Source organism: Dokdonella sp. (assembly GCF_035511235.1).
GTDB lineage: Bacteria > Pseudomonadota > Gammaproteobacteria > Xanthomonadales > Rhodanobacteraceae > Dokdonella.
In genome coordinates this window covers 144,812-160,036 of the sequence record NZ_DATKFQ010000033.1, presented here as the reverse complement: position 1 = coordinate 160,036, position 15,225 = coordinate 144,812, and the positions used below count along the sequence as shown (strand labels likewise).

General features: G+C 68.1%; 9 protein-coding genes. 4 read left to right on the top strand and 5 right to left on the bottom strand.

The annotated features are described in order from the left end of the window. Positions 1 to 185 (bottom strand): helix-turn-helix domain-containing protein (locus VMR06_RS13740; RefSeq protein WP_325377220.1); only part of this gene is annotated, 185 nt, incomplete at its 3' end. 91 nt (positions 186 to 276) lie between these two features. Here VMR06_RS13740 and VMR06_RS13735 point away from each other — a divergent pair. The 3 genes from VMR06_RS13735 (at position 277) to VMR06_RS13725 (ending at position 1,655) form a co-directional block, all read left to right on the top strand. Continuing rightward, positions 277 to 570, top strand: a complete 294-nt coding sequence (locus VMR06_RS13735; RefSeq protein ID WP_325377218.1) for a hypothetical protein — start codon at positions 277 to 279, stop codon at positions 568 to 570. A 154-nt stretch (positions 571 to 724) separates the two neighbouring features. After that, positions 725 to 856, top strand: coding sequence for a hypothetical protein (locus VMR06_RS13730; protein WP_325377216.1), 132 nt, complete (start codon positions 725 to 727; stop codon positions 854 to 856). Between the two features lie 70 nt (positions 857 to 926). Then, positions 927 to 1,655, top strand: a complete 729-nt coding sequence (locus tag VMR06_RS13725) for an RHS repeat-associated core domain-containing protein (protein WP_325377214.1) — start codon at positions 927 to 929, stop codon at positions 1,653 to 1,655. Positions 1,656 to 2,516: 861 nt separating this feature from the next. Here VMR06_RS13725 and aceK read toward each other — a convergent pair. Both aceK and icd read right to left on the bottom strand, forming a co-directional pair. Further along, positions 2,517 to 4,271 carry a bifunctional isocitrate dehydrogenase kinase/phosphatase gene (gene aceK / locus VMR06_RS13720; RefSeq protein WP_325377212.1) on the bottom strand — a complete coding sequence of 585 codons (1,755 nt, stop codon included), beginning with the start codon at positions 4,269 to 4,271 and terminating at the stop codon, positions 2,517 to 2,519. A gap of 247 nt (positions 4,272 to 4,518) precedes the next feature. Further along, positions 4,519 to 5,778 carry an NADP-dependent isocitrate dehydrogenase gene (gene icd, locus VMR06_RS13715; RefSeq protein ID WP_325377209.1) on the bottom strand — a complete coding sequence of 420 codons (1,260 nt, stop codon included), beginning with the start codon at positions 5,776 to 5,778 and terminating at the stop codon, positions 4,519 to 4,521. A gap of 200 nt (positions 5,779 to 5,978) precedes the next feature. On the opposite strand from icd, the gene VMR06_RS13710 reads away from it, so the two are divergent. After that, positions 5,979 to 9,353 (top strand): DEAD/DEAH box helicase, encoded by a 3,375-nt coding sequence (locus VMR06_RS13710; RefSeq protein WP_325377207.1) that lies wholly within the window; start codon positions 5,979 to 5,981, stop codon positions 9,351 to 9,353. Positions 9,354 to 9,723: 370 nt separating this feature from the next. On the opposite strand, the gene VMR06_RS13705 is transcribed toward VMR06_RS13710, so the two are convergent. Then, a complete protein-coding gene (locus VMR06_RS13705) occupies positions 9,724 to 13,728 on the bottom strand; it encodes an Ig-like domain-containing protein (RefSeq protein ID WP_325377205.1) in 4,005 nt (1,334 codons plus the stop codon). 94 nt (positions 13,729 to 13,822) lie between these two features. After that, positions 13,823 to 14,542, bottom strand: a complete 720-nt coding sequence (locus VMR06_RS13700) for a hypothetical protein (protein WP_325377203.1) — start codon at positions 14,540 to 14,542, stop codon at positions 13,823 to 13,825. Positions 14,543 to 15,225: the final 683 nt, after the last annotated feature.

Below are 15,225 nucleotides of genomic sequence, written 5' to 3'. Positions count from 1 at the left end.
TTCGCCTCGTAGCGAACCCGCTTCCCCGGCTCCATCTCTACCTCGTTACGCGCCAGCTCGCGCGAGACCGTCGACACGTCCCGATCCAGACCACGAGCGATCGCACGCAGCGATGATCCATTCCTCCGCTCGATCTGGATCACCGCGCGTTCCTCTCCACTCAGATGCTGATACTGTCTTGCCATGGCGACACCCTATCCGTTCCTGGGTGTTGCGCTTGGAAGTTGAGACTAAGCCTCGATACGGCGAATTGAGTGAGGGTTTATGAAGAGAATGGTGAACGCCGCGCTTTTACTGTTGCCCATGCTTTCTGGTAACTCGGAGGCCCGTGGTGATGATTCTGTTATTAGTTATGCTTGCGCCAAGGCGATAGCCTCGTCAGTAATTGATTTGGAAGGCAAGGGTTTTCATCTAGATTATGTAAAGGCAGGGGTGGCTTATTGCAATGAGAATAGTGATGGACTTGAGGTTGTATTTATGATGAAGAACAGAAGGGTCAGGGGTGGTGCTTATTATTATTATCTAGATGCAACAGGATCTATTGTAACCAACATTAGAGTTGGTAGATGAATTGGGGCGGGCGGCACATGATTTTTGTGACGTTATTTGGTTTCTGAGCGTGACTTAGCAGGCTGTTGAGAAACGCCCCACCCGAGCGACAATCATAGCCTCCATCAATCATGGGTCGATGAGGCATGCGCGGATCGGACGTACAGCAGTTGGGATGTTCTCGTACGTGTCGGTGGAAGAGCGAGTGCCGCGGGATCATCCGATCCGCAAGCTGCGCGTGCTGGTCGATGCGATCCTGAAGGACATGGATGGGTTGTTGGGCTCGCGTTACGCGAACGGGCCGTGAGTCGATCCCTCCGGAGCGACTGCTGCGCGCCTCGCTGCTGCAGGTGGTCTACAGCGTACGCAGCGAGGGTGTGTTGATTGAGCAGGCGCGGATTGCGCTATGCGGCCATTACACGGATTTCGCGACCGGTCTGAGCTACATGCAGCAGCGCTACTACGATCCGTACGCAGGAAGGTTCCTTGCAGTCGATCCGGTCGCGGCTAGTCCGGGCAGCTTCAATCGGTATTGGTATGCCAACAATAATCCTTATAAGTTCGTTGATCCGGATGGGCAGGCTAGCAAAGTTGCATATCTCGTTAGACTCACCGCAACGGGAATGAGAAAAGTTGCCGCACTAAGCCAAGAACAAGCAGTGCTCGCCCGCAGATCGGGTGAGAATGTGCTGGGTGCACGGAGGCAGATCTCTAGCCAGATTGAGAGAGCGGCGTTCCCCAACGGAGACAGAATGAAGCACGCGGCACACGAACTCGAAGATGGAGCGAAAGGATTGCCGCACTATCAGACAGAAGGCCAGATTGGCCACTCGTTTTGGGGAAGGCTCGGTGGTGCTGCGCTCGCTGCATCCACTTTCTTAGATAATTTGGCTGATGCAGCTGAGTACCTTCCGGACGCTGCACCGCGGCCTGCAACGGGTGATGATATTGACAGGACGAATGGGGTTATAAATTTCATGAACGAAAAAACTGGTTCTGATATACCGAACTTTTCTAAAAGAGGAATCGGTGAATTTAAAGGGGTTTTTAGAGTGGGCGGGAGAGTAGATGAGAGCCGGCTTAACGAGGAAATGAAGCGAAAATGACGTCGATATACAAAATTATAGTGGAGGGCATATTTGTAAGGTACAGAAACGAAATGTGTTGTGGGTTCTTGTCAACCTTCTATATAAGTGCCAAGGATGGACTAGAGGCGAAGTCCAAGGTTTTTCTCAAACTTGATCAAAGAATGAGAGAGAATGAGCTCCAGTCTAATGTTTGCTATATAAAGTCGAGGTATTACATTGAAGAGATATGGAAGTCGGAGGAGGGCGCTCCCGTAGGCGAAGAAGTCTCAGGTGTGGCCGGCTTTTCTCTATATAAAATTAACCTTCTTAATTTCATGCCTTGTTTAATAAGGTACTTTTTAGTAAAAATAAGGGAGCCTGGTCGCATTTTTAGGGAGAAAGATACGAGCATTTAGTATCTGTTGCTTAATGACCGATGTGATGAAGGTCACTATTGAGCGAAGGCGCGCGCGTCACGTTTAAAACTTCAAGGAAGTTAAAGGCGCGTTTCTTTTTCTGGTCAACCAAAGGCCCTGTCTGACTGGATAGAGACTAGGCCGGTTACTCAGGATCGGCTGGGCTGGCATGTGGTGAAGATTGATCCCAAACTGGCATCTGTGGTCAACCGGGTGCAGTCGATGACGACCGGTGGCACGGCGGAGGCTACACCTACTACGGTCAGGGTCGGCGCATGCGGGTGACGAAGGGATCGGTCACGAACATGCACTTCTACACGTTGGCAGGTGCCGGCGAGAGAGTGAACGAATCAGTCTTTCATAGACGCCTTGGGGGCATGGCCAGACGGCGCGCCTCACTTTTCGTTCTACTCCGAAGAACAGCTAATCATCGACGGCGCTTCATGGTGTGCTTCGCGGATCGGAATGCGAAGCACGCGGGCTCTTAGAGATCCTCATCCGCGTCTTGCTCAGTCAAACGCGCCGACGGCGGATACGGCGGCACGTCGGCATAGTCGCCGGCCGCGATGCCGTCCTGCACGGCCTGCCACCAGCGCGGATCGAAGATCTCGCCGTGCGCGGCGATCAGCGCCTGGCGCAGCTCGGCCGGAATGCCGAGGAAGCGCGGAAACTGCTCCGGAAAGACGTCGTTCTCGCGTACGGACAACCAGTCCTCGAGCGGACGCGTCTCGTCGTCGGCGGCGGCCTCGGGCAATGCGCGGAAGCGGCAGCTCTCGACCAGGCACAGTTCGTCGTAGTCGTAGAAGATTGCGCGCCCGCCGCGCGTGATGCCGAAATTCTTCAGCAGCAGATCGCCCGGAAAGATGTTGCTGCGCGCCAGGTCCTTGATCGCCTGGCCGTAGTCGAGCACGGCCGCGCGCGCCGCGTCCGGATCGGCCTCGCGCGCGTAGAGATTGAGCGGCCGCAGCCGGCGTTCGACGTAGCAGTGCGCGACGACCAGGTCGTCGCCGTCGACCGTCACCGTCTCGGCGCATTCGGCGAGCAGTTCCTCGAGCATCGGCGGATCGACCTGCGCCAGCGGAAAGCGCAGATAGCGAAACTCCTGCGCATCGACCAGGCGGCCGATGCGGTCGTAACGGAACACCAGGCGGTACTTCTCCTCGACCTGACGCCGGCCGATGTCCTTCGGATACGCGAAGCGGTCGCGGATCACCTTGAACACCAGTGGATAGCCGCGGGGCGTGAACACCGCCATGACCATGCCGCGCTCGCCGTCGGCGCGCACCAGCCGTTCCTCGGGATGCGCGGCCAGATGGCGGAACAGGTGCCGGTAGCGTTCGGTCTTGCCCTGCTTGGCACGGCCGAGCACCGTGTAGAGCTCTTCGATCGGCTTGTGCGGCATCAAGCCGTGCAGGTAGACGACCGTGTCGGTGACGGTCGGCAGATCGGCCAGGAAGTAGCTGCGCGTGTAGCCGAACAGCGTGGAGATCTGCTGCTGGCGCGTCAGCACCGCGTCGGCGCGGACGCCCTCGGCGGTGCTGACCAGGGCGATCGCCAGCGGCAGCTCGGCGCGTTCGCCGAGCAGGCGGCCGACCAGATAGGCGCGCCGCTCGCGGAAGAACGGGGTCGGCAGCAGTTCGATCGCGATCGCCGCACCGCCGTCGTGCTCGCGCAGCTGCGCCTCGCACGCGGCCGCCACGCGCATCGCGTCGGCGGCGGCCTCGGCATAGCCGCACGCGAACGGCACGTCGGCGAACACCTGTTCGATCGCCTCGGCCGGCGCGTCGCGCAGCCGGTAGCGCGTGCGCGACGTGGCTTCGGCGACGTGCGCGGTCGATTCGCGGTCGAGCGCGACGAACTCGATGTCGGCGGCGACGCCGACGGTGTGGAAGAAGCGCCGCGACAGCGAATTGAAGAAGGTCTTGCTGAGCTCGCGGTCCAGGTACGGCGCCACCTGCAGCTCGAACGCGTCGCGGATGCGCTGCCACAGCGGGCGCGAGCGCACGCGCTCGTCGAGCAGCAGCTCGAGCCGGCCGAGCGTCTCGGCCAGGCATTCCTCGTAGAGGTCCAGACGCCAGACCGTGTCGATCTGCGCCTGCCGCCAGCTGCGCCGCTCGAACCAGCGCTTGGCGCGCCGCGTGATGTCCGAGTAGCGCGCGTTGTAGTCGAGGAATGCGTCGAGGATCAGCGCCGCCGCGCGCACGGGCGTGCCGTCGGGACCGCTGGGCACCTGGCTCATCGTCGGACTCCATCGGATCCGGCGGCCGGAGGGCCGCCGTTCGCGGCAGTCTAGAACGTCCGACCGGCGTTGCGGCGGACATGCGGGCCGCCGCGCGTCGCGCGGCCGGGCACGCGCCGCCGCGCTGCGGACCGATGCTGCGGCGCGCCCGGCGAACGGCTCCGACAGGGCGAGGCTCTCGGGCCGCGCCGCGAAAACGAAGAGGCCGCCCATGGGCGGCCTCTTCAAGTGAACACCGCGCGCGCGGTCAGAGGTGCTTGATCAGCTCGTCGGCGAATTCCGAGCACTTGACCTCGGTCGCGCCGTCCATCAGGCGCGCGAAGTCGTAGGTGACCTTCTTCGATCCGATCGCCTTGTCCATCGCGGCGATGATCGCGTCGGCCGCCTCGGTCCAGCCCATGTAGCGCAGCATCATCTCGCCGGACAGGATCACCGAGCCCGGATTGACCTTGTCCAGGCCCGCGTACTTCGGCGCGGTGCCGTGGGTCGCCTCGAACACGGCATGCCCGGTCACGTAGTTGACGTTGCCACCGGGCGCGATGCCGATGCCGCCGACCTGGGCGGCCAGCGCGTCGGACAGGTAGTCGCCGTTGAGGTTCAGCGTGGCGACCACGTCGTACTCGGCCGGACGCAGCAGGATCTGCTGCAGGAACGCATCGGCGATCGCGTCCTTGATCACGATGTCGTTGCCGGTCTTGGGATTCTTGAGCGTGCACCACGGGCCGCCGTCGAGCTCGACCGCGCCGAACTCGCGCTGCGCCAGCGCGTAGCCCCAGTCGCGGAATCCGCCTTCGGTGAACTTCATGATGTTGCCCTTGTGCACGAGCGTCACCGACTTGCGGTCGTTGTCGATCGCGTACTGGATCGCCGCGCGGACCAGGCGCTCGGTGCCTTCCTTCGACACCGGCTTGATGCCGAAGCCGGAGGTCTCCGGGAAGCGGATCTTCTTGTAGCGGTCCGGGAAGTTCTCCTTGAGCAGCGCCGCGAACTTCTTCGCGTCGTCGCTGCCTTCCTGGAACTCGATGCCGGCGTAGATGTCCTCGGTGTTCTCGCGGTAGATCGTCATGTCGACCTTGGACGGGTCGCGCACCGGCGAGGGCACGCCCTTGAACCAGCGCACCGGACGCACGCAGGCGTACAGGTCCAGCATCTGGCGCAGCGCGACGTTGAGCGAGCGGATGCCGCCGCCGACCGGCGTCGTCAGCGGTCCCTTGATCGAGACCAGGTAGTCGCGGCAGGCGGCGACGGTGGCATCCGGCAGCCAGGTACCGAACTCGTTGAACGACTTCTCGCCGGCGTAGACCTCGAGCCAGTGGATCTTGCGTGCGCCGCCGTAGGCCTTGGCGACCGCGGCGTCGAGCACGCGCACCGAGGCGGCCCAGATGTCCGGACCGGTGCCATCGCCTTCGATGAACGGGATGATCGGGTTGTTCGGGACGGTGAGGACGCCGTCGGCGATCGTGATCTTGGCGCCGTCGGCCGGCGGCGTGAGGGTGGGTTCTGCCATGGATTCCTCCAGAGGTGACGGCGCCGGCGGCAGGCGGAGCGCACAGGGGATGTAAGCGGATGCAGGTAGCCGCCCATTGTCGCCGGAACGGCCCGTGCACGCCACGGGCGGCACCGCGCAGCGGCATCGCGCGAGGACCGATGACGGACGTCGGGCCGGCTCGTGCGACAATCAACGGTTTCCCCGGAGCGGACGGCTTGGTGGATACGGCGGCACTGCAGCGGATTCTGGCCCAGGGCGGATGGCGCGAACGCTTCGATCCGGGCGCGCTGCAGCGCGGCAACGCCTATTTCCGCAACGGTCGGCTGCGCGCGCTGGCGTATCGGCCGCGCGAGGGCGGCGGCCGGCTCGAAGCCGAGGTCCGCGGCCAGCACGGCAACGTCTACCGCACCGTCGTTTCGCTGACCGCGCATGCCGACGCCGGCGACTGGCTCTGCCAGTGCGAATGCCCGGTCACCTACGACTGCAAGCACGCCGTCGCCGTGCTGCTCCACGCCGAGCGGCGGCCGCCGTCGAGCTGGCCGGCGCTGACGCCCGCGCGGCCGCCGCCTGCGGCGAAGGCCGCCGCTGCATCGGCATCGGCGCCGGCACCGACCGACGAGGACGACTGGGCGCGCTGGCTGAGCCGGCTCGAAGCCGTCGACGAGGATCACGCCGCCGCGGTCGCCGAGCCGGGGCGCGTGTTCGCGCTGCTGCTGCGCGGCGCACCGGGCGTGCCGCAGCCGCGTCTGGAAGCGGCACCGGTCTGGCTGCGCCCGGCCAAGAGCCGCAGCAGCGGCCTGGTCGATCCGCAGCCGCTGGTGATGGACGTCGGCGGTCCGGTGCCGGCACCGGCCGGCGGCTGGCCGGTCGCCGATGCGGTCGCGCTCGGCCTGTTGCTCGGGCGCGCCGAGGGGCGGCACGGTCCGTTCGTGCCGATCGATACGCGCGCGCTCGAGCAGGCGCTCGCCGAGCTCGCGCGGCGCCATCGCGTCTACGTCGACAAGCCGGCGCACGGCGCCTGGACGCTGGCCGAGCCGGTCAAGCCGGTGCTCGCCTGGAAGGATCTGGCCGACGGCAGCCAGGTGCTCGACATCGGCATCGAAGCGACCGGCCCGGCCACGCTGCTGCGCGGCGCCGGGCTGTGGTACTTCCTGCCGGAGGCGCATCGCTTCGGTCTGGTGCAGGCATCGCCGGCCTGGGTCGATCTGGTCCAGGGCGCGCCGCGCGTCGCGCCCGAGAACGCCGAGACCGTGCGCCGCACGCTCGGCACGCGCAGCGCCGCCGCGGCATTGCCGGCGCCGGCGGTGCGGGCGCTGCGCCGCATCGAGGTCACGCCGGTCGCCGAGCTGACGCTGCGCACGGTCGACGTGCCGTGGCGTCAGGCGCTCCGGCTGCGTCTGGTCAGCGCCGGCTGCGCGCGGCTGGCGTTCGACTACGGCGGCGTGCGCGTTGCGCCGGCCGCGGCGGCGACGACGCGCCTGCTGCACGAGGGCGAACTGGTCGAGATCCAGCGCGACCGCAGCTACGAGCGCCAGATCCTCGATCTGCTCGAGCAGGTCGGTCTCGTCGAGGCCGACCTGCCAGTCGTGGCCGGCGCAGACGAGGCCGTCCATGCCGATTTCCTGCTGCAGCCGGCCGAGCAGCGCCCGCCGCTGGCGCCCGATGCCTGGAAGCCGGTCGTCAAGCAGCTGGTCGAGCAGGGCGTGCACGTGGTTTACGCCGAGGGCTTTCCGCGCGACGAGCTGCTCGACATCGACGACTGGCACGCCGATCTGGCCGAGACCGGCACGCCCTGGTTCGACGTCGCGCTCGGCATCGACGTCGGCGGCGAGCGCGTCGATCTGCTGCCGATCCTGCGCCGCCTGCTGACCGACCCGCGCTTCTCGCTGGCGCCGCGCCGCGGCGAGCGCCGCGACGCCGCGCTGCGCGTGCCGATCGACGAGCGGCGCAGCGTCGAGCTGCCGCTGGCGCGCGTACGCGCGCTGGTCGGACCGCTGCTCGAATGGATCGACGCCGATCGCGGCGAGCGCCTGACCGTGCACCGCAGCGCGGCCGCCAGCCTGCTCGCGGCCGGCGACGAGGCCGGCCTGCACTGGGCCGGCGGCGACCGCCTGCGTGCCAATCGCGACGCATTGGCCACGGCACGCCGCGCGGTCGAACCGCCGGCCGGGCTGCAGGCCGTGCTGCGCGAGTATCAGCGCGAAGGCCTGGCCTGGCTCGGTTTCCTGGCCGACGCCGGGCTCGGCGGCGTGCTCGCCGACGACATGGGGCTCGGCAAGACCGTGCAGGTGCTCGCGCACCTGCTCGACGAGAAGGCGCGCGGCCGCCTCGACGCGCCGGCGCTGGTGATCGCGCCGACCAGTCTGATCGGCAACTGGCAGGACGAGGCGCACCGGTTCGCGCCATCGCTGTCGGTGCTGACGCTGCACGGCGCCGGGCGTGCGCGTGCCTTCGATGCGATCGCCGGCCACGATCTGGTCATCACGACCTACCCGCTGCTGCCGCGCGACCGCGAGCGCCTGACCGCGACCGCGTTCGCGCTGGTGATCCTCGACGAGGCGCAGTCGGTCAAGAACGCGCGCAGCCAGGCCGCCCAGGTCGTGCGCGAGATTCCGGCGCGGCGCCGCCTGGCGATGACCGGCACGCCGCTGGAGAACCACCTCGGCGAGCTGTGGGCGCTGTTCGACGCGGTCGAGCCGGGCCTGCTCGGCAGCGAGCGGCAGTTCGCGCGCTTCTACCGCGTGCCGATCGAGAAGCACGGCGACACCGACCGCAGCCAGCGTCTGTCGCGGCGCATCGCGCCGCTGCTGCTGCGCCGGCGCAAGGAGGACGTGCTGACCGAGCTGCCGGAGAAGACCGAGATCGTGCAGCGGCTCGAGCTCGAAGGCGCCCAGCGCGAGCTCTACGAGACCTTGCGGCTGGCCCAGCACGAACGCGTGCGCGAGGCGATGCGCGAACGCGGCCTGGCGCAATCGGGCATCGTCGTGATCGACGCGCTGCTGAAGCTGCGTCAGGTCTGCTGCGACCCGCGCCTGGTCAAGCTCGACAGCGCGCGCCGCACCGAGGACTCGGCCAAGCTCGAAGCCCTGCTCGAGCGGCTCGACACGCTGATCGGCGAGGGCCGGCGCGTGCTGGTGTTCTCGCAGTTCGCGCAGATGCTGGCGCTGATCGCCGAAGCGCTCGATGCGCGCGGCGTTTCCCATCTGATGCTGACCGGCCAGACCCCGGGTGGCGCCCGCGCCGACCTCGTGCGCCGTTTCCAGGACGGCGAGGCGCCGGTGTTCCTGATCAGCCTCAAGGCCGGCGGCACCGGTCTCAACCTGACCGCGGCCGACGCGGTGATCCATTACGACCCGTGGTGGAATCCCGCGGTCGAGGCACAGGCCACCGACCGAGCGCACCGTATCGGCCAGGACAAGCCGGTGTTCGTGTACAAGCTGATCTGCGCCGGCACGGTCGAGGAGAAGATCCAGGCCTTGCAGGCGCGCAAGGCCGGCCTCGCCGATGCCGTGCTCGAGGGCGCCGGCACCGGTGCGCTGCATCTGGACGAGTCGGACCTGGCCGAGCTGTTCGCGCCGCTGGCGCCGGAGTGAGGCCGGCCGCGTGCGCCGATCGCGATGCGCCGCGCACGATCCCCGGCAGACGATGCTTGCAGGCGCCACGATCTTCGCCGTCGCTCGCTGCATCGAGCATCCGGCAATTCGCATCGAACGATGCGAAGCGTCCATTCGTTCGCGATCTGGCGATCACGACGCACGGACGTCGATGGGCTGAGCGGTCCCGCCACGGCATGTGGGCGGGCAGCGAACCCGGCATCGATCGGCTGCACCCGGCCGGGGCGTGAGCCTCCGACGTTCGCGTTCGCGCGACGAGCGCATCGAGATCCGAATCGCGCGGTGACCGTGCCGATGCCGTACCGCTCGACCGGGCCGGCGGCATCGTGCCACCGGCCCGGCCGCCCCCTCAGCGCGTCTCGAAGCCGTCGGCGAAAATCCGGTCGATCGCCGCGGTCACCGTGAATGGCCGCGATGCCGAGGCCGGTCGCAACGCCGCGTTGCCGCCGTACTGCACGTCGAGCGTATAGGTGCCCGGCAACGGCAACGTGACCGTGCAACTGGCCAGTCCGGTTGCATCGGTCGTGCCGATACAGGTCTGGCCGCCGACCGCGAACGACAGGGCCGCGCCGGCCACCGGGCTCGGCGTGCTCGCGGCCGAAATGTCGGTCAGTCGTGCCGTCAGCGCAATCGGCCGCGCGACGACCGCGCCCTGCGCGCCGCCGAGCGCGAGGAAAGTCGCGTGCGGTCCTTCGGTGAAGGTCACGCGCGCCGGATTGGACGTGAGGTCCAGCGTGTCGCTGCGCAGCAGCGCCGTGATCACATCATTGCCGGCCCGCGTGCCGGCGTAGCTCAGCGTCGCGATGCCGTTCGCGTCGGTGCGGGCCAGCCGCACCTGCGCATTGGCCCCTTCGATCAGGAAGCGCACCGGCGTGCCGGCCGGCACGCTGGCGTGCGCGACTTTCGCCTGCAGGGTGAACGTCGTGCCTTGCAGCGGATCGGGCGAGGTCAGGCGCGGGTCGAGGCCGAGCGCCGGCGTCGGGTTGCTGCTTGCGAAATCGCAGGCGCCGCTGGCCGGCGCCAGCTTGTGCACGGTGTCGGCGGTGCTCGAGTACAGGCAGCCGTCGGCGCCGATCGTGCCGGTGCCCAGATGATCGGCCAGCGCGGTGCGCGTCACCGGCGTGGTCGTCAGGTCGACGAGGTAGAGCGTGTCGGGCTCGTTCCAGACCAGCAGCGAGCGCGCCGCGCCGTCCGGTCCGGCCTCGCCGATGTTGATCCAGTAGTACGAATCGAAACCTTGCACGGTCGTCACCGCCGCCGGCTGCGGCTGGTCGGTGCCGGCGACCTGGACCAGCGGCGAGTGCGGGAACGTCGAGTAGGCGGTCGCGACGTAGATCGTGCCGTTCGGCGCAATCGCGACCAGGCCGTTGGGCGTCCCCGGCAACGTCGCGTAGACGGTCACGGCGGTCGGGCGCGCCGGATCGGTGTCGCCCGGATCGGTCAGCCGGTACAGCGACGGATTGTCCGATCCGGCGCCGGTACAGCTGTTGTCGAAGAACAGATCGCCGCTCAGCGGGTCGGTCGCCAGTCCGTGCGGGCAGGTCAGATTGTTCGCGACGATGCGCAGCAGGTCGCCGCTGTCCGGGTCGATCTCGATGATGTCGCCGCTGCCGAACGAGGCGCCGGTGACGCCGCGTGTCGCGTAGAGCTTGCCGTCCTTGCCGAACACCGGCTTGCCGAGCGTGACGCCGAGGTTCGACAGCGGGCCGACCGCGGCACCGCCGGTGTCGCGCAGCCGGTAGAGATCTCCGGTCTGGAAGTGCGCGACGTAGGCCGCGCCGTCCGCGCTGAACGCCGGATTCGACGCGCCGCTGCAGCCCCAGTTGACGTTGCCGTAGAAGAACGGATACGCGGCAAAGCCGTTCGCGAACGCGGTCAGCGCATGGCCCGGCGCCGCTACCGGCGCCGTCACGCAGGAGCCGACCGCATTGGAGTAGGCCACCGTCGCCGTGCCGGGCACCGGCAGCTCGCCGTCGGTCACGTCGACCGCGGTGTAGCTGACCGACTCCTCGACACGGTTGCTCGCCGTGAAGCGGATCTCGCCGTTCGCATCGGTCAGCGGCGGGTTCGGTCCGGCCACGGCCGACCGGCCCGGGCCCTGCGACAGGACGACGTGCTTGCCGGGCGTGGGGCGGCCGTCGGCGTCGCGCAGCGACACGGTGATCGTCGTCGTCGCGATGCCGTCGGCGGTCACCGCGACCGGAAACGCCAGGATGCCGCCGGCCGCTGCCGGCGGCGCGACGAACGTGAGCGGCATGCCGGCGCCGATGTCGAAGCCGTCGTCGATCGCACGTGCGGTCAGCGTCACCGTGCCGACCGTCGCGCGGGTTACCGCGAACACCGCGGTACCGTTGGCCGCCGTCGTCGTCACCGCTGCCGATGGCGTGATCGTGACGCCGGAGCCGCCCGGTGCGGTCAGGCCGACGCGACGGCCGCCGACCGTGCTGCCGGCCGCGTCGCGCAGCTGCACGACGACGTGCGTGGCGGTCGTGCCGTCGGCGATGCCGGCCGGCGGATCGGCGATCACGCGCGAGGTCACGGCGCTGGCCGGTCCCGGTGCCTGGCCGGCCAGCGCGAGGTTCAGCACGCTCAGGTTCGGACTGCCGAGGCCGACGTGCGCGAAGTCGCTGCCGAGCGCCGCGGCGCCGTGGAACGCCGCCGTGTTCGCCAGCGGATAGGCATGCGCGTTGAACAGGCCGAGATTCGCGCCCTGAGCATGATTGAGGGTCGCCGCGAACGCCGCCATCAGCGGCGCCGACATGCTGGTGCCGCCGTAGAGCAGGCCGCTCGGGCAGCCGCCGCGGCTGGCCTGGCAGATCGGCACGCCGTTGGTCATCGGATCGGCGTTGACGGCCAGATCCGGCACCGAGCGCATCGCCGATGCGTTGAGGCCGTTCTGATAGGCCGGCCGTGCGAAGAAGCGGCTGACGCCGTAGCCGCCCTGGCCGTGGCCGGCGCTGCCGCCCTGGCCCCACCAGGTCGCACTGGCGTAGGTGCCGCCGGGACCGGCGAGCGTCGAGGTGCCGCCGACGGCGGTCGCGTTCGGCGAGCCGGCCGGCACGGTGATCGTGTTCGGCGCGCCGTCCAGGCAGGTGCTGCCGGTGTCGCCGGAGGCGTTGAACACGCTGACGCCGGCCGCCGCCGCCGTCGCGAGGATCGCGTCGATGCCGCGCACGTCGGCCAGCGTCGTCTGATCCTCGCAGTACGCCCAGCTGTTGGAGATCACGTCGACGCCGTCGTCGAGCATGCGGCTGAACAGCGTCTGGAAGCTGCCGGCGCCGGCGAACGGCGCGCTGTAGACGACGACGTCGGCGCCCGGCGCCGTCGCCATGACGACGCTGATGTCGAGTACGACCTCGTCCTCGTTCGCGCCCACCGGCGCGCCGCCGTTGACCGCGATGCTCGACAGCTGGCCGATCTGCGTGGCCGGTGCGCCGATCAGATCGAGGAAGTCGCGGATGTCGGAGGTGTGGAAATTGTCGAACTGGACCAGCGCCACGGTCTGGCCGTCGCCGGGCAGGGCATCGCCGCCGGCCGGCAGCAGCGGCGCATCCAGCGGCGAGGCCAGGATCGGCACGACGCGGCACAGGAACAGCGACAGCAGGATGCCGATCGGATTGCTGCAGATGTTGTTGTGGGTGCCGAGCGCGTTCTGATAGACGCCGTAGCAGAAGGTCTTGGTATAGGGGTCCACGCCGGCGCCGTTCGCGCAGTTGTAGCCCCAGTTGCCGACGAACTGCGGCGACGGCAACCGCTCGATCCGGGCCAGCGTCGACAGGCCCGAGATCGACTGCACCCGCGGCGCGATCGCCGCCGGCAGCGACGGCTCGCCGGCATTGGCGAGGAAATGCCGGCCGCTGCCGGGCAGCGCGTAGGCGTCGATCGCGACGTCGAGCGCGGCGGCGACGCGATCGCGAGAGCCGGTCACGCCGAGCGCCAGCCGGCCGGCCGATTCGGTCGTGACCACGAAACCCCGATTCGCGAAGTAGTCGCGCAAGGCCGCGTAGTCCGCGGCGCTCGGCCCGAAGCGATCGGCCAGCGCGGCCGGCGACAGATAACGGCGGTAATCCGGCGAGGCCGGGTCCTGGACCGCCCTGCGATACGCCTCGAAACCGGCCGCGTCGCGTCGGTTCAGGACCAGCGTCAGCGTCATCGGCGCATCGAGTGCGGCCGTTTCGGCAGCCGGCAGTCGCTGCGCGCCGGTCAGTGCCGGCAGCACGTGACCGCCCAGCGTCGTCCAGCCCTCGGCTGCGAATGCCGGCGCCGGCAGCCACACCAGGATAAGCCCGAGCAGCCAGCTGATCGCCCGCACCGCCGCCGCAGCGGTTGCGGGAACTTCCGATGTGCGCAACATGATCGTCTCCCGGACGCGCGGTCGATGCGCCGCGCCGTAACTCCAGTGAGCGATCCGGCGCAGACATCACGCGGCCGTGCGGGACGACTCGCGACTACGGCGCAGTCGTCTCCAACTGCCAGATCGCGGCGGCGTCCGGCGCGCCGGCCGGCACCAGCTCGACCTGGCGCCGGCCCGGACCCGCTGCCGCGGCCGGGATCGCCGCTTCGACGTAGGCATACGGGCCGGCGTGGCGCGGCGCGAGGCCGGACGCATGGAAACGGACATCCGCGCCGTCGCGAACGGTCAGCGCGTAGGTGCCAGCCGTGGAATCGGCCACCTCGACTTGCAGGCGCAGCCAGCCGCCGCTTGCCGGAAGCCGCAGCGGCGCGGCCTCGCCGCGCGTCGCCGCCAGGCGCAGGCTGATCGTCGGCAGCGCCGCGATGTCGGCCGGCGACTGCGGCGGTCGGGCCGGCTGCATCAGCGCGATCGCCAGTACCGCCGCTGCGGCCAGGGCGCCGATCGCCGCGGCGACGCGGCGTCGCTGCCGCCGTCGTCTGCTCAGTGTCGCTGCAGATGTTCGCGTGGCCAGCGCCCGCGCGACCGTCCAGCGCCAGCGACCGGCCGGATCGGCGACCAGATGACGCGCGACCGCCTCGCGCGTGGCGGCATCGAGCCGCCCGGCGGCGTGGTCGTCGATCAGATCGGTCTCCATCGCGCGCAGCCGTGTCGCGAGTGCGTCCTCGCGCAGCAGCCGTTCCTCGAGCGCAACGGCCTCCGCTTCAGGAAGCCGGTGCAGGAGCCAGTCGCGCAGGGTGGCGTCGGTGGGGGACATCGCGGCTCGGTGGTGAGGTTTCTTTCTGTGGCGCGGGCTTGGGAAGTATCACGCTGCGAGGGTGATGGGGCTCTCTATGGCGGGTCGGTTCGCTTCCTGGGTGAGCCGCATCCCTGGCTTGTTTCCGCTCGCCTCCGGGCGAATGGGTCACTTTTTTGTGTGCCTATGTGCCGCAGGCGCGGCGCGAACGGCGAAGTCGGCTTGATATTTGAGCGGTTGTTGCTTCGTCGGTGTGCGGCATCCCTGCCTGTTTTCCGCTCGCTCCCGCGAGCGGGTCACTTTTCTTTGCGTGGCCAAAGAAAAGTAACCAAAAGAAAGGCCACCCCGGTACCTCGGTCTCCGGGCATCCTGCCCTGCGACTGCGCGAAGGCGCTGCGGGGGTCTGCTGACAGCGCCTCCTGCGCTGACAGCAGACTGGGCCACGTCCTGTGGCCCACCCTTCGGGCTTTTCCCTACGCACCTTCGCCGCGGCACAGGGGCCCCGTTGGCGCGCGTCCTGCGCGCTCAAGCAAGTGCAGGAGCGAGAGCGGAGAAGCGACGGCCGCAACAATGAGTGAGTGCATATGAAATCGAATCTTGAATTGAAAGCGGAAGCGAAAGAGCAGGGGCGGGGCGCACTCGACGCCGCTTGTGCTGTTGCTTGATCTTCTGCGCGCAGGAAGCGCGCTATCGGGCACGTCTGT